Annotated in this window: 14 protein-coding genes; 3 read left to right on the top strand and 11 right to left on the bottom strand. The window is 37.3% G+C overall.

The window, feature by feature from the left end; genetic code table 11:
• Positions 1 to 148 precede the first annotated feature (148 nt).
• The 8 genes from ACAM30_RS17320 to ACAM30_RS17285 form a co-directional block, all read right to left on the bottom strand.
• Positions 149 to 1,381 (bottom strand): efflux RND transporter periplasmic adaptor subunit, encoded by a 1,233-nt coding sequence (locus tag ACAM30_RS17320; RefSeq protein ID WP_369615825.1) that lies wholly within the window; start codon positions 1,379 to 1,381, stop codon positions 149 to 151.
• 1 nt (position 1,382) lies between these two features.
• On the bottom strand, positions 1,383 to 2,645 hold the full coding sequence (locus ACAM30_RS17315; RefSeq protein ID WP_369615824.1) for a TolC family protein: 1,263 nt from the start codon (positions 2,643 to 2,645) through the stop codon (positions 1,383 to 1,385).
• 132 nt (positions 2,646 to 2,777) lie between these two features.
• The gene (locus ACAM30_RS17310) at positions 2,778 to 5,903 is read right to left on the bottom strand and encodes an efflux RND transporter permease subunit (RefSeq protein WP_369618662.1); all 3,126 of its coding nucleotides are present in this window, start codon (positions 5,901 to 5,903) and stop codon (positions 2,778 to 2,780) included.
• 107 nt (positions 5,904 to 6,010) lie between these two features.
• Entirely contained in the window at positions 6,011 to 6,334 is a 324-nt protein-coding gene (locus tag ACAM30_RS17305; protein WP_369615823.1) for a DUF6660 family protein, read from the bottom strand.
• A 1,170-nt stretch (positions 6,335 to 7,504) separates the two neighbouring features.
• Positions 7,505 to 8,554: an NAD(P)-dependent alcohol dehydrogenase gene (locus ACAM30_RS17300; RefSeq protein WP_369615822.1), complete on the bottom strand. Its 1,050-nt coding sequence runs from the start codon at positions 8,552 to 8,554 to the stop codon at positions 7,505 to 7,507.
• 164 nt (positions 8,555 to 8,718) lie between these two features.
• Complete coding sequence (locus tag ACAM30_RS17295) at positions 8,719 to 9,123, bottom strand: cupin domain-containing protein (RefSeq protein WP_369615821.1); 405 nt, start codon at positions 9,121 to 9,123, stop codon at positions 8,719 to 8,721.
• Positions 9,124 to 9,217: 94 nt separating this feature from the next.
• On the bottom strand, positions 9,218 to 9,634 hold the full coding sequence (locus ACAM30_RS17290; RefSeq protein ID WP_369615820.1) for a cupin domain-containing protein: 417 nt from the start codon (positions 9,632 to 9,634) through the stop codon (positions 9,218 to 9,220).
• A 183-nt stretch (positions 9,635 to 9,817) separates the two neighbouring features.
• Positions 9,818 to 10,690, bottom strand: coding sequence for a helix-turn-helix domain-containing protein (locus ACAM30_RS17285; protein ID WP_369615819.1), 873 nt, complete (start codon positions 10,688 to 10,690; stop codon positions 9,818 to 9,820).
• A gap of 291 nt (positions 10,691 to 10,981) precedes the next feature.
• Here ACAM30_RS17285 and ACAM30_RS17280 point away from each other — a divergent pair, with 291 nt between their 5' ends.
• A complete protein-coding gene (locus tag ACAM30_RS17280; RefSeq protein ID WP_369615818.1) occupies positions 10,982 to 11,365 on the top strand; it encodes a hypothetical protein in 384 nt (127 codons plus the stop codon).
• Positions 11,366 to 12,086: 721 nt separating this feature from the next.
• Here the strand turns inward: ACAM30_RS17280 and ACAM30_RS17275 are convergent.
• Complete coding sequence (locus ACAM30_RS17275) at positions 12,087 to 12,566, bottom strand: hypothetical protein (RefSeq protein WP_369615817.1); 480 nt, start codon at positions 12,564 to 12,566, stop codon at positions 12,087 to 12,089.
• Positions 12,567 to 12,618: 52 nt separating this feature from the next.
• The gene (locus ACAM30_RS17270) at positions 12,619 to 13,113 is read right to left on the bottom strand and encodes a TlpA family protein disulfide reductase (protein WP_369615816.1); all 495 of its coding nucleotides are present in this window, start codon (positions 13,111 to 13,113) and stop codon (positions 12,619 to 12,621) included.
• 229 nt (positions 13,114 to 13,342) lie between these two features.
• On the opposite strand from ACAM30_RS17270, the gene ACAM30_RS17265 reads away from it, so the two are divergent.
• Positions 13,343 to 13,642, top strand: a complete 300-nt coding sequence (locus ACAM30_RS17265) for an ArsR/SmtB family transcription factor (RefSeq protein ID WP_369615815.1) — start codon at positions 13,343 to 13,345, stop codon at positions 13,640 to 13,642.
• Positions 13,643 to 13,648: 6 nt separating this feature from the next.
• Positions 13,649 to 14,755 carry an NADH:flavin oxidoreductase gene (locus tag ACAM30_RS17260; protein ID WP_369615814.1) on the top strand — a complete coding sequence of 369 codons (1,107 nt, stop codon included), beginning with the start codon at positions 13,649 to 13,651 and terminating at the stop codon, positions 14,753 to 14,755.
• A gap of 193 nt (positions 14,756 to 14,948) precedes the next feature.
• Here ACAM30_RS17260 and ACAM30_RS17255 read toward each other — a convergent pair whose 3' ends face one another.
• Entirely contained in the window at positions 14,949 to 16,085 is a 1,137-nt protein-coding gene (locus ACAM30_RS17255) for an acyltransferase family protein (RefSeq protein WP_369615813.1), read from the bottom strand.
• Positions 16,086 to 16,183: the final 98 nt, after the last annotated feature.

The raw sequence follows: 16,183 nt of genomic DNA, 5'->3' as shown, positions 1-16,183 counted from the left end.
TGATGCAATAGAAAAGAGATTGTAGATTAATGATTGTAGATTAACGATTTTTGAATTGAGTATTAATAAAATGATGCATTTCCAAGTTTCATAGATCAAAAATCGTTAATCAAATATCTGCAATCTAAAATCTGCAATCAATCCAAATCTAATGATCATGTTCTCCCCCGCCTTTCATAGCCGAAAGCAAATAGAAAGCTCCTTTTGTTACGATTTTTGCATTTGGTTCAACATTTTCTACAAATTTGATTTCTGTAAAGCCCAGATCTGTTGTGCCCGGAATGACTTCCACAGCTCTAAAATGAACTTCTTTTTCATGATTTCCTTTTTCCGGTGTTTTCTTTTCTTCATGTGCTTCTTCTTCCACATAAACAAAATACTTATCGGCATTTCGAACTACAGCATCTTTTGGTAACGCAGGAACAGTAGCATTTGTGATGTTAATGTTCGCCGAAACGTACATACCCGGAATCAGTCCTTTGGCATCGGCAGATTCAATCTTAGCATGCACCGCAACGGTTTTACTTTCGTTTGAAAAGGACTTATTAATTCCGAAAATCTTCCCTTTAATGGATTTATTCGACTGATTGGTCAAAACAAAATCTATCACCTGACCAATCGAAATGGACCCCAAATCTTTTTCATACACGTTCAAATCCAAATGCATCTGACTGTTATCCACTACTTCAAACAAAACTACTCCGGTTTGGGCATAAGCCCCTTTTGCGATGCTTATCTTCCCTACATAGCCATTGATTGGTGCTACAACCGGAACTAACGAAGTACTTCCTTTAGTGCTTACGTGCAAAGCCTCCAATTTATTCTTCGCAGCCTGTGCACGGGCTCTTTCTGCCGCTAATTTTGATTTTACTTCCTGAAATGTTTTTCTTGGATTTACATTTTCATCGCTCAGTGTTTTTTGGCGGTTGTATTCCAATTGCAGGTATTCAATATTGGCTACAGCCGAATGGTATTCTTCCTGCATTTCGATTACTTCCAGATTCTGAATGGTTGCCAGTACTTTTCCTTTGTTAACATATGTTCCTTCCAAAACAAAAATATCCTTAACTGTTCCTCCGATGAGAGTTGAAACTTCGGCTGAATTTTGCGGCGGTACTGTGGTGTAACCGTTGGCTTTGATGACTTTATTCAGGTTTCTGTCTTCTACCAGACCTGTTTCAATCCCAACCGTTTTATATTGCGATTCGTTTAAAGCAATTTCTGTTTGCGATTTTTCTTCTTCGGGTACTTCTTCTGTTTTCTTTTGACCACAGGACGCTAAAACCATTATCGAAGCTGCCATTAATCCCCAATAAGCGAACTTTCTTTGCGATAAAACCTTTATTCTTTTTGCCGTTGTATTATTATTGATCTGTTTCATTTTAATTGTTTTTGATGGTTGGAAATTGCAATTCGATTGCGCTTTGATTAAAGTTGTGTGTGGCCTCTGTATATTGTTTCTTAATATCAATTGCCTGATTTAAGAAACTGATGTACGACCAATAGCTCAAATCGCCATTGGCATAACTTTTTTGGGCTGTACTGATAATCTGATCGGCATACTGCAATCCTTCTTTTTGAAAATAGTCCATTGCTTTTTGCTGCTTCTCGAAATTGTTTTGCAATTCCTGTTTTTGCAGATTCAACGTTAACTTATTTTTATCCAATGCCAGTTGCGACTGTGAAATACTGATTGCCGAAGCCTTCGCTTTTGCGGTATTTACCCCTCCAAACAATGGTATCTGCAATCCTGCCGTGAATCCCTGAAACAAGGATTCTGTGTTGATGGTTTGTGCAAAATATCCCAATCCAACTTTTGGTGTTCGCATGGCTTTGTGTGTATTGGCTTCTTTTTGATACACCGAGATCTGCTGCTGATAAAAATCGGTCATTAAAGTCTCTGCTTTTGAACTTCCTTCTTCTTTAACCATTACATATTGCAAGGCAGTTTGATCATCAGGAATGACATTTTCATCGGTTTGTACAAAAAACTGCAGCTGCTTTTGGTAAATCGCCAAATCAAATTCTAATTGCGCTTTTTGTGTTTCGATCTCCTTCACTTTCGCCTTAGCACTGATGACTTCTATGTTGCCGCTTTCTCCGGTTTTAAAACGAAGCTCAGCGTTCTTCAGGAACTTGGTATAAATTTCATTCAGTTCCGAGTTTAACTTTTGAATCGAAACGCCGTACAGGTATTGATAATATGCAAGAGTTACCGCTTTTTCTACTTCATAAGTCGATAACGCTTTTCGTTTTTCGGCCAATTTTGTCAGTTCTTCCTGTAATTGTCGATTGGCTTTTGTGATGTTCCCTAACGGAAAAAACTGCTGTACGGAAACATTATGGTCGTAATCGGCACTATTGAACTGTCCGCCCTGGTATTGTACCTGAAGCGGATCTGCCTGAAATGCCGTCTTTTTCAAAACGGTTTGTTTTTCAATTTCTTTATCGGCAATCTTCAAATCGATATTGTTTGATTTTGCCAGTTCGATTGCTTTTTCCAAACTGATTTTTTCCTGTGCCATTGTTACTGTAGTGGTTAACAAGAGTGCAGGCAGGAGCTTGTTTAACCGCAAAGTACTCAATGTTTCTTTCGCAAGGTGCGCAAAGAGGGAGCTGTTTATATGCTTTAGTATGTTTTTCATTTTAATATTTTTTGTTTCTCGCAGATTTTGCTGATGGAGCAGATTTTTTGCTTTTTATAATTGAAGCTGAATCTGCGAGAAAAATCATTTTACACTAATTAGTAATGACCCTATATCTAATTAACTCACTATCTAATTGTCTTTTTTATCGTTAAACTTCTTCTCCAGTAACAAATACAGAATTGGCAAAACAATTAAGGTTAATAAAGTTGCTGAGACTAACCCTCCAATTACTACGGTTGCCAAAGGTTTTTGCACCTCTGCTCCTCCGCTTGTAGACAATGCCATTGGCAGGAATCCTAACGAAGCTACGGCTGCAGTCATTAAAACCGGGCGCAATCTGGTTTTGGTCCCGATTAAAACTCTTTGTAAGGGATCGAGAACTCCCTCTTTTTTGAGCTGATTGAAATACGAAATCAATACAATTCCGTTTAAAACCGCAATTCCAAACAAAGCAATGAAACCAATACCGGCTGAAATACTAAACGGCATTCCGCGCATCCAGAGTGCAAAAACTCCCCCGATTGCTGATAATGGAATGGCTGTAAAAATCAATCCGGCCTGTTTGAAGCTTTTAAAAGTAAAATACAGCAACACCAGTATCAATCCTAACGCGATTGGAAGCGCTACCGAAAGTCGTTTGGTGGCTTCGATTAAATTTTCAAACTGACCTCCATAGGTTACATAATACCCTGCCGGAAGTTTGTAGTCTTTGTCCAGTCTTTGCTGAATTTCTTCCACAACACTTTTAATATCGCGGCCACGAACGTTTAGTCCGACCGTGATTCTGCGTTTTCCGTTCTCCCGAATAACCTGTACAGGCCCTTGCTCGTACTCGACTGTAGCCACTTGCGAAAGCGGTACCTGCTGTCCGTTTGGCAGCGGAATAAACAAGTTGCTCACATCTGTAATATCGGCACGATTGTTTTCGTTCATGCGCACTACAACATCAAACCTTTTGCTTTCATCATAGATTTTCCCGGCACTTTCTCCCGCAAAAGACGAACGTATAATTTGATTGATATCTGAAATATTCAATCCGTATAAAGCGATTTTATTGTAATCGTATTTCACCGTAATTTGCGGTAAACCGGTTACTTTATCCGCTTTTAAATCACCAATTCCTTCAATACTTTTAATTTTTGAGATTAACTCTGCTGCTTTAGCGTCCAGAATCTCCAGATCGTCTCCAAAAATCTTAATGGCTATATCGCTTCGGCTTCCGGTCATTAATTCGTTAAATCGCATCTGAATAGGCTGAGAGATCTCGATATTGGCTCCCGGAATAACTTCCATTTCTTTTTTCATCGCATTGGCCAAATCTTCCCAGTTGTCATATTTGCCTTTCCATTCTTTTTTGTCTTTCAAAACAATGATCAAATCGCCGCTTTCAATAGGCATCGGATCGGTTGGAATCTCCCCGCTTCCAATTTTGGTTACGATGGTTTTAATTTCGGGAAATTTAGCTTTTAAGATCTGTTCGTACTTAGTGGCAGTTTCCACCATTTGCGTCAGTGAACTTCCGGTCATGATGGTGGCATTTATAGCCAAATCACCTTCTTCGATAGTGGGGATAAACTCTCCTCCCATTGAATTGAAAACGACTAAACCTAGGGCAAACAACCCAAGTGATATTCCTAAAACCACTTTTTTAAACTGTAGCGCTTTTTTTAAAAATGGTGTATAGATAGCTTCCAGCCGCGCCATCATTCTGTCGCTGAAATTTTCTTTGTGTTGGGTACTTTTAGACAAGAACATGGCACTCATCATGGGTACATACGTCAAAGAAAGAATAAAGGCTCCCGCAACCGCAAAACCTACCGTCATTGCCATTGGTTTAAACATTTTACCTTCAGTTCCAACTAAAGCAAGAATAGGCAGGTAAACGATCAGAATAATAATTTCTCCAAAAGCGGCACTGTTTCTGATTTTCGAAGCCGAATTGTACACTTCAGCATCCATTTCGTTTTGTGTTAGTTCTTTCTTGCGTTTGAGCTGTTGCAGGTGGTGCATGGTGGCTTCCACAATAATTACAGCTCCGTCGACAATGATTCCAAAGTCGATCGCTCCAAGACTCATCAGATTTCCGCTTACGCCGAAAGCATTCATTAAAATAACGGCAAAGAGCATGGCAAGCGGAATAACCGAAGCTACAATTAAGCCTGCACGAAGATTCCCCAGAAACAAGATCAGTACAAAAATAACGATCAAAGCCCCTTCTAATAAGTTCTTTGAAACGGTTCCGATAGCGCTGTCTACTAACTTTCCTCTGTCAATAAAAGCTTCGGCAACGACTCCTTCGGGCAGACTTTTATTGATCTGAATCATTCTTTCATGAATTCTGTTGACTACGGCGCTGGAATTCTCTCCTTTCAGCATCAAGACCATTCCTGAAACAATTTCTCCTTTTCCGTCCTTGGTTGAGGCTCCGTAACGCAGGGCAACACCTTCGCGAACTTCGGCTACATCGCGAACCAGAACGGGTGAACCATTTCGGTTTTTCACTACTACATTTCCTAAGTCTTTGGTTCCCTTCGCCATACCAACACCACGAATGAAGTACGCAAACTGGTCTTTTTCGATATAGGCACCTCCTGTATTTTGATTGTTTTTTTCGAGGGCGTCAAAAATCTCTGTGATGGTAACGCCTAAACTGTTCAGTGTATTTGGATTTACAGCGATTTCATATTGTTTTAGTTTCCCTCCCCAGGTACTAACATCAGCTACACCTCTGATTCCCTGCAATTGCGGGATAATGATCCAATCCTGAATGGTACGCAGTTTTATCGCATCGTATTTGTCTTCGTAACCTTTTTTGGCATAAACGTCGTACTGATAAATTTCTCCTAAACCGGTACTGATTGGGGCCAATTCGGGCGAACCGGCATAAGCAGGGATATTCTCCTCGGCTTGTTTAAGACGTTGAAATATCTGTTCTCTAGCCCAATAGATATTCACATCGTCCTCAAAAACTACCGTAACTACCGATAATCCGAAACGTGAAATACTGCGAAGCTCTATGATATCCGGAACTGTTTTTACAGCTTGCTCTAAAGGATAAGTTATTAATTGCTCGACTTCCTGACTGGCCAAAGTTGGTGCTGTGGTAATAATCTGCACCTGATTGTTGGTTACATCAGGCAAAGCGTCTAATGGCAATTGTTTGATCGAATAGCTTCCCCAGGCTATTAATACAAGGGTTAATAGTAGTATAACGAACTTATTCTTTATACTAAACTGTATGATTTTATCTAACATTTTAATGGTATAATGATGTGAGAAATGAGGCAAGGTATTGCCTATTTAAATACTGCGGAAGATCCGCAACGCTCCAACCCACATTCCGACTTATCGGGTGGGCATCATTATGCTATTTGTGGGGGCTGCCATACACTTCCGTAGAAACTGGAAGCAAAAACAGAATTGTAGTTGGGTAATGGAATTGAGATAATGGAATGTGCCACAGGAAAATCAAAGCTTAAGAAAGTCTGATAACTTAAAACCTGTGCTCCACAACAATTGCACGCACAGAAAGGCGAGCATAAATCATTGTCTTTATCGTGTGAGTGATTCGCTTCTGAAGAAAACTGAGCTGTTTTGTGAGCAGCACTGTTGATTTCCATATCTGCACAAGGCATATTGGAAATCGTCATTAAATAAATCGATAATATGATTGTTATCCATTTCACGACACAAAAATAGTATTTATTTCAATTGAAAAACTGAATTATTAAATTTGATCGTTCTAAAAAAGACCAACAAATCAAAAAAATTAACAGAATCCCCTGTATTTCAAAATTACTTTCTTAAAAAAGCAATACCGCCAATTCAAAAATTTGGTCAACTTTAACAACAATTAACATTTTATTCTAAAATTTCTCTTTGTACCAAAACACCCTATTCCGCTAAAAAATAAAAGCTTCCCATTTTCTCATCAATACATCAGCTAAGCGAAAGAAATGTATTTCACTTATAGGTTCTTTGATTATATTAAAAAAACAATGTTGTTAGGTGTTGAGTATTATTTCAAAAATAAATTTTAAAAAAATACATATATTACTATTTTAAAACCAGTTATAGCAACCAATTAAAACTTTTACTTTACATTTAAAAACAACTACTGCAACATTGAAAATAAAAAAATTACAATCAAAACCAATAATACCCCTTATCAGAGCTTCTAAAACCAATATCACTTAACAAACTCATAAACAAGTCATTAAAATGAATTCAATTGAATTTATTTTAATGACTATATTCTTCAGTTGGACAAAATTTAAAATTAAAACTTCAAGCACTTTTTTCTCTTCAAAAAAATACTTTTTCGTTAAAGAGATTAAGGCTAAAATTAAAATTTTTCATTTTTTTCTGTTTCGACCTTAAGTCGTATCAGTCTCAAAAACTACTATAAAGTTAAAATTTAACCAAACAATAACAAAACACTGGAAATAAAACAATTAAACACATCTAAAAAATACAACAAGACAAACTGTCAGTATCAAAAAAGGGGCATTTTACCCTCAACAACTCCATTTCTTAACTCTATTTTATCACAAACAAATATCCCTTCTTGAAACATAAAAACTCATCGTAATTTACTCCACTCAATCCCAAAAACTAAAACATAAATAACACCTCAACTCATCTCCTGTTCCCTCCAAAAAACAACAAACCCCTTAAGAAATTTATCTCTTAAGGGGTTTATTATTTACAGCAAATTACACCGTTTCAACGAAACTTAGCATCTCAGCACCTTAGTATCTCAGCGCCTTTAAAAAAAACTTCATCGTTCCAACAAAACTTAGTACCTCAGCAACTTAGCAACTTAGCAACTTAGCACCTCAGCACCTTAAAAAAAACTACAAAGAAGCCATATCAATTACAAAACGATACTTAATATCTCCTTTTAACAGTCTTTCATAAGCATCATTTACTTCGTTTACACCAATTAATTCAATATCGGCAGTAATATTATGTTCCGCACAAAAATCAAGCATTTCCTGAGTCTCTTTGATTCCACCAATGGCAGACCCCGCAAAACTTCTTCTTCCTAATAAAAGACTGAACGAAGTCACCGGAAGAGGTTCCATCGGAGCACCAACCAAGGCTAGAGTTCCATCCACTTTCAACAGATTCAAATAGGCATCAATATTATGTTCTGCCGATACACAGTCCAGAATAAAATTCAGGCTTTTAGTGTATTTAGCCATTTGCTCAGGGTCTGTAGATAACACTACCTCATCTGCCCCCAGACGCTTTGCATCTTCGGTTTTAGACAATGAAGTCGTAAAAACAACCACATGAGCTCCCATTGCTTTCGCTAATTTAATTCCCATATGACCCAAACCACCAATTCCTACAATTCCTACTTTTTGTCCGGGACCTACATTCCAGTGTCTTAATGGTGAATAAGTTGTAATACCTGCACAAAGCAAAGGTGCAACACCCGCAAGGTCTAATTTATCTGAAATATGCAGCACATAATTCTCATCAACTACAATACTTTGCGAATACCCTCCAAACGTCTGACCTCCTAAATGTGTATCCGGAGAATTAAAGGTCAAAGTACTGCCGGCATCACAAAACTGCTCTAAATCGCCTTTACAATGCTCACATTCTCTGCAAGAATCAACCATACAGCCTACTCCGGCCAAATCACCCACTTTGAAATTCTTTACGTGATCTCCCACTTTTGTTACTCTCCCCACAATCTCATGCCCCGGAACTATTGGATAAATTGTCCCGTGCCATTCATTTCTGGCTGAATGCAAATCGGAATGACAAATTCCGCAGTATAAAATCTCTATTTCTACATCATGAGCCAATACCGCTCTTCGTTGAATGTCTAATGTCTGCAACGGTGCATCCGCAGCCTCTGTTCCAAAGGCTTTTATGTTTTTTACTTCCATGTTTTTATTTGTTTTTTAGTTTTATTTGTTTCAGGTTTCAGGTTTCAGGTTTCGCGTCTCACATTTCACATTTTACATTTCACATTTCACATTTCACATTATCAAAACACAAACCTCCCATTTGGAATTTTCTAATTATCAAATTGTCTGATTTTCTAATTCAATCATTTTCCAAAACTGTAATACTCCTCATCTGTCACACTATCGAGCCAGATTGCAGCTCCTTTATCAATTTCTGTAATAATAGCAATGTGTGAAAACGAACTGAAAGGCGTCGCGCCATACCAATGTTCGATTCCCGGCAGAATGGTAACTACTTCGTCTTTATGAAGCAATCGGATAGCTTTTCCTTTTTCCTGAAAATAACCGATCCCGTTTGTAGCAATAAACAATTGCAGTGTTGGGTTAACATGCCAGTTACATCTTGAACCCGGTTCAAAAGAAACTTCTTTAACAACAGTATTATCCGGATGAATGGCACTAGTTTGCTTTTTATAAGAAACATCACCAGTCATATAGGTATTCGGGATTTTTCCCTCTTCAATAACAGAAGTGTAAGGTGTTGACATAAAATTGATTTTTTGAGATTGATTTCTTTTTTAAAATAACCCGACAATAAAAGCTGCTTTCAATTGCCGGACAGCACAACACTTACGCCTTAAATCATTTAAAGCTGTTGTATTGTTCATCAGTAACCGACTCAAGCCAGTTTACAATACCGTTTTCGGTACGGGTACTAATGGCAATATGAGTAAATTCACCATCGGGAGAAGCCCCATGCCAATGTTTTACTTCCGGCTGAATATTCACCACATCCCCTTCCTGAAGCAGTTGGATCGGCTTTCCTTCTTCCTGATAAAAACCCTTTCCCTGAGTGACGATCAAAATCTGTCCGCCGGGATGTGTATGCCAATTGTTGCGTGCTCCGGCTTCAAAAACGACATTTCCTACTGCAGTATTTAAAACCGGATCATTGGGAACCAGCATTTTTACCCATGCTTTTCCTGTAAAATAATCTGCAGGAGCTAAGTCTCCTTTAGGAAAAATGGTTTTAGCAATTTGATTCTCCGTAGTACTCATAATGATTTGTTTTACCATCAGTTTAAACTAAATCATAAAAGCGGGAATCTGCTTTGTGAAGTTGTATTTAGCTTATCGAAAACTGACTGCTGATTAATACTAATTATTTCAATGCAAATTTACACAGGCAAAGACGCAGAGAGATAACAATAATCAAACAAAAAATTAAGAATATGAAACAATTTACACTCTGAGTGATTTTGGAATTGTTCCTGTAATTCTTTTAAAGTAATTATTAAAATAGCTTGGATATTCAAATCCTAAAGAATAACCGATATCCGAAATACTCCAATCTGTATGCTGTAGTAAAGCTTTGGCTTCACCCACAATTCTTTCTGAAATATGCGCCGTTGTTGGTTTTCCGGTCACTTCTTTAACGGAACGGTTTAAATGATTCACATGAACAGCAAGACTTTGAGCGTAATCCTGCGGCGTTTTTAAGGCCAATGGTTCGTTTTTAGTCTCTATAGGAAACTGTCTTTCCAACAATTCTAAAAATAAGGAGGTAATTCGCGACGAGGCATTTCTGGGCTTAAAGAAATTCTCAGAAGGCTGCATTTTCATAGATTCATGCAAAATCAAATTGATATAATTGCGAATCAGATCGTCTTTGAAGACATAATCTGTTTCCTGTTCTTGTATCATTTTTTGAAACAAAGAATCTATAAACAACTTTTGTTCAGCCGATAAAGAAAATATTGGTGTACCGCCAATTTTAAACAAGGGCGACTCGTGAAGGCTTTCAGAACGATCTTTTACCTTTAGAAAATCCTCTGTAAAAACACAGGCATAACCCTCATACGAAGGTGAAATAATTTCCCAGGAATACGGAATATGCGGATTCCCGAAAAATAATATTGTTCCGTCCGTTTCGATCCCTCTGTCGGCATAATGAATAAAGCTTTTACTGGTATTGATGCAAATTTTGTAAAAATCCCTGCGGTTATACGTTGGAATCTTGCTCACATCACCGTTTACCTCATACACTTTAAAACCTTTTAGCTTCAAATCACTAATTCCAAGTTCTGAACCCTGTTCTTCTAATTGCTCTTTCATTTTACAAAGTTATGAAAATCAAACAAAACTATTGAAGTTGTTTTTTTTGTTTCAGGTTTCAGGTTTCAAATTTTCGATGAGAATCTGTTTTGCTTCAAATCCATCCCAAAAAAGAAAACCAATACTATGCCCATCAAACATTAGAAAACTGATCTTTCTTTCTGATAAACAAGCTCCTAAAATCCGTCAATAAAATTTAGAATCATTCTATTGCCTCTCTTTTAACGATTCATTTTGTTTTGATGTAATTTTATATTGAAATTAACCTAAAAACAAAAACAGCTATTAGTCATGAGTGTTATTAAAGATGAGAATAAACTTATTAGCACCATTAAACGAGTTGATCAGAAAATCGACAAGCTTAATGATCAAAAGATCATTGCTTTTTTTGAAGCCCTTGGATTAAATGAAAGAGCAGATGTTCCTAAAAATTACCTGGAATGGGAAACGATTCTTATTGTAGTTCCGGATCGGCATATTTCTCATGAATTAAAGTATTACAAATATTCTATTGCAAGACTTGCTTTTGTAACCAATCCGAATGCAACTGAAATTCATGCTTTTAATTTCAATGAATGGAAAAAAGTAACTCAGAATAAAACACAATTTCAAATCAGAGAGTTTCTAAAAAACAATTTTGGCGGCGTTCGGAATCATGCGGATAGGCTGAATTAAGCAAATAAGTTCATTCAGCTTCAGGTCATCACCTAAATAATAAAACCTTTGTCAATTCTGTATTTTGGCAAAGGTTTTGTTTTTAGAGTTCTATCTGTTTTGGAAATATTGCTCTGAAAAAGCTTTAGCAACAGGATGGTGTGCAGCACCATCAGTAACGACAACAAATATCGGTTACACCCTGAAAGGGCACAAGCTTATACGCAAAAAATTGGTTTTACATCATTTTGAATTATATTTTTATAAATAAAGAGTGGTTTGTTCTTTATTGAAAATTATAGTTTGCTTTTCCCCTTTCAGGGCAATTCTGCATCTTAATCTAATTCATAGTGCTACGCACGATGCTATTGCTTTTGGGCTTTCAGCCCTTTCTCCCTAACTTTTGTTCCAGGATACTTCTCTGGCTTTCAGTCTTTATTGGTATTTATTTAATTTTGGGAATATTGCTCTGAAAGAGCTTTAGCAACAAGATGGTGTGCAGCACCATCAGTAACGACAACAAATATCGGTTACGCCCTGAAAGGGCACAAGCTTATACGCAAAAAATTGGTTTTACATCATTTTGAATTATATTTTATAAAAAGAATGGTTTGTTCTTTATTGAAAATTATAGTTTGCTTTTCCCCTTTCAGGGCAATTCTACATCTAAATCTAATCCATGATGCTTTTACTTTTAGGCTTTCAATCTTTTCTTCCTAACTTTTGTTATTGATTAGCTCTATCACCAGTCCCTTTTAATTTCAAAAATCCTGAGAAACTTTTTTTCTAATTTCCTCCGCCTTCTTTCTTCTTTCCATCTGGAATAGAAAATGGTAAAAAGTAAAAACAGATTCACAATAGTAGAGGCTCTCCGCAATCCTTTTGCAAACAAAATAAAAAACAGATTAATTAGAATTATACCAACTAAGGGCGAATATTTCACCCAAAATAATTGGATTTTACTGTTTGGCTCAATCGTATAATTTACTTTAAGTCTGTTATCAACATTTTTGTAGCTTCCTTTTACGATAAAACAAGTGGGAGATGTTGCCGAATTCATAGTCAAACGAAAACTTTTATCATCAAAAAGACCGTAAAAAGGCTTTACTTCGCCATATCTTGGAAATATTCTCAAGTGGCTGAATTTTACTTTCAAAGAACCAATTTCAGTATTGTTTTTTAATCTTGCTCTAAATTCGGCTATACTTAGTTTTGACTCCATTCTATCCGTTTTATATTCTTCTGCCCCACGGTCTTTCTTAAAACTTTTATTTCTATTGAGCGGCAAATAAACTTTTCAGCATTTCATTCAATGCATTTCCATGAATGTTTTTGGCTAATATAATTCCGTTCTTATCAATCAGAAAATTTAATGGCACTGATTGAAGCATATAATCGCCAACAACCGGAGAATTCCAGTATTTTAAATCGCTTACCTGAGTCCATGGCAGTTTTTGTTTTGCAATAGCTCCCGTCCAAAGAGCTTTTTTCGTATCCATTGAAACACTGTAAATTGAAAACTTACCGGAATACGTGTTGTACAGTTTTATCAATTCGGGCTGCTCTTTTATGCAAGGACCGCACCAGGATGCCCAAAAATCGACTAAAACAACCTCTCCTCTTAAGGAAGAAAGCACAATATTATTTCCTTTTGTATCCGGTAAATCAATTTCGGGAGCAATGTCGCCAATATCAGTTCCTACCACCTGTGCCGTTGTACTTGTTACAACACTGCATAAGAATCCTAAAATAAGTAGTGTTTTTTTCATAATCTTCATGAATAAATTTGGGGTTATTTTCTCGACAGCTCTTTCAAAAACTCAGTAATGACAATGTATTAGCTTTTACAAATCCTGCAATTCCATCGTCAAAAAAGCGCTGTTTTCAAGTGGAAACAAATATAAATACTTCTCACACAAATTGCATCCCTACTCTTAAAATTATACTAAATAACTTTCTTTAAATTGGTATATCGGGAAAAGTCGATATATTTGCTCTATGGAATCTATAGAAATCTTTAAAGCATTAGCCAACAAATCCAGATTACAGATGCTGGAATGGCTAAAAGAACCCGAAATCAACTTTCCCGATCAACTGCAATCGGGATTTGAGCATGGGGTTTGTGTGGGCCAGATACAAGCCAAAGCGGGTCTTACCCAATCGACAGTCTCAGAATACCTGTCTATTTTACAACGCGCCGGATTTATCGAATCCAAACGTGTTGGACAGTGGACTTACTATAAACGTAACGAAGGTGCCTTTGAAGCACTCAGTAAATTAATTCAATCTAATTTGTAAATTATTATGAGTACAAACAACCTGTTTTCGCCATTTAACTTAAAAACGTTAAATCTTAAAAACCGAATCGTAATGGCGCCTATGACGCGCTCTTTTTCTCCAAACGGAGTTCCAACTGACGAAGTAGCTTCTTACTATCAAAAAAGAGCTGAAGGTGAAGTTGGTTTAATATTATCCGAAGGAACTGTTATTGACAGACCTTCGTCTTCAAACGATGCCAATGTTCCTCATTTTTATGGAGAAGAAGCCTTAAAAGGATGGAAAAAAGTAATTGAAGAGGTTCATACCGCCGGAGGTCAAATGGGGCCGCAAATCTGGCATATGGGAATTATGGACAATCATCATTCAGGATGGATTCCGCCAACACCTTTTGAAGGACCGTCGGGCTTAAACCGACCTGGTTTTAGCAATGGGAACACCATGACAGAGAAAGACATTGAAGATACTATTATCGCTTTTGGAAAAGCAGCTGCCGATGCTAAAAGACTGGGATTTGATACAATCGAAATTCACGGTGCGCACGGTTATCTAATTGACCAGTTCTTTAGAGCAGAAACTAATTTGCGTACGGATATTTATGGTGGGAAAACATTAGCAGAGCGCAGTCGTTTTGCTATTGAAGTCGTAAAAGAAATCAGAAAGCAAGTGGGTAATGATTTTGCTGTGATTATGAGATTCTCTCAATTTAAACCTTCTGATTACAACTATAAACTGGCCAAAAATCCGCAGGAATTAGAAGCCTGGCTAAGCCCTATTGCAGATGCCGGAGTAGATATTCTACATTGTTCGCAACGTCGTTTCTGGGAGCCTGAATTTGAAGAATCTGATCTGAATTTTGCAGGCTGGGCTAAAAAAGTTACCGGAGTGCCAACGATCACAGTAGGTTCTGTTGGACTTTCAAACGATTTCTTTGGCGCTTTTGCAGGAGAAAGCTCTGAACCAACTTCTTTAGAGGAACTAAACAGACGTTTCGACAGAGGTGATTTTGATTTGGTTGCTGTTGGAAGACCTCTTTTATCAGATCCTAACTGGGTGGCTAAAATCAAAGCGGGACATACCGATCAATTAAAAGGTTTTAGCAAAGAGGCTTTAGGACAGTTGATTTTAGAGTAAATTTAGGTTCAAAGGGACAAAGGTTCAAAGTTGCAAGGTTTTCCCTGTTTGAACCTCTTATTAAGAACTTTTATACAACAAAAAGGGATGAAAATAACAAAATTTTCATCCCTTTTTGTTAGATTCAAAGGCTCAAAGCAGCAAAGTTTTTTTCCCTTTGAACCTTTGAACCTTTGCAGCTCTGAACCTCCTTTTAAGAATCTTTTCTCTTTTGAAATTTATTCTGAAGCCAGTTACGAACAGGCTCATCATAAAACTTCAGACACAGGTATGCAATTACGATACTGGAAACTAAAACTCCGATTCCCACAACATAACCGTCTTTCAAAGGAATTTTATTATCAAATACCCAAGCCATATAACAATAAATCAATGGGTAATGGATAATGTAAATTGGATAGGAGATATCACCTAATGCCTTGCATATTTTTAGCGAAAGCGGATTTTTTATCTCTCCTCCTGCTCCAATAGCTACAATTAAAGGAAACAGCAGTATAATGGAAATGGATTCATACAGACCGTTTATCCACAAACTGTTTTCATCACCCAATCTCGGGATGCTGAAAATAACGATTATAAGAATGCTGCAAACCCAGAAAGCACCTTTGATATGAATGAGTTTTCCTAAACGGGAAAGTAAAATCCCGGCAAAAAACGGGTATAACAAACGGGTAAATCCAACATATAATTCCTGCATCGTTAGTGACCAGCCCCCAATAACATCTCCTTTCGGACCAAAAACAGTATATTGAACAAGCATTCCAGCGAAAATCAATACCAGAAATCCTAAAACTTTATTCGAGAATTTACGAAAGAACAATGCATACAGAATATTGGCAATGTACTCAAAGAAAAGCGACCATGCCGGTCCGTTAAGCGGAAATGTTTCTCCCCAGCCTCTGATTTCCATCGAAGGCGGAAGCGGTATCAGTACAAACCCGGCCAGCATCACTAAAATCAGTTTCCATACGGGCATTGTGGCAATTTGCGGGAAAGCGACTTCCGAAGCCTGAAAGTAATAGAACAGTGCGCCAATAACCATTCCCATTATAACCATAGGCTGCAATCGGATTAAACGTCGTTTGTAAAACTCCCATTGTGACATTTTCTCCCAACGATCGTCATAGGCGTACGCTACCACAAATCCTGATAAAAGAAAAAAGAAGTCGACTGCCAAATAACCATGATTCATGATCTGTTTAAATCGGCTTCCTTCATTAAAGGCTTCCAGAATATGAAAAATAACTACTAAAATTGCGGCTACTCCGCGTAAGCCGTCTAAAATTTCATAATGCTTTTTGGGTGTAATTTCCATTGAACTTGAACTCATAAAATACTTGTGGTTGTTAAAAGGTTAGATAATTTTTTGGTGAAAGCTAAAATAGCGATATTCCCTTAATTCACTGAATGTACAGCGCTTGTAATCAT

It is taken from the genome of Flavobacterium sp. CFS9, from assembly GCF_041154745.1.
Lineage (GTDB): Bacteria > Bacteroidota > Bacteroidia > Flavobacteriales > Flavobacteriaceae > Flavobacterium.
Note: the sequence above shows the minus strand (reverse complement) of the source record. Positions and strands in the feature narration are given on the sequence as shown.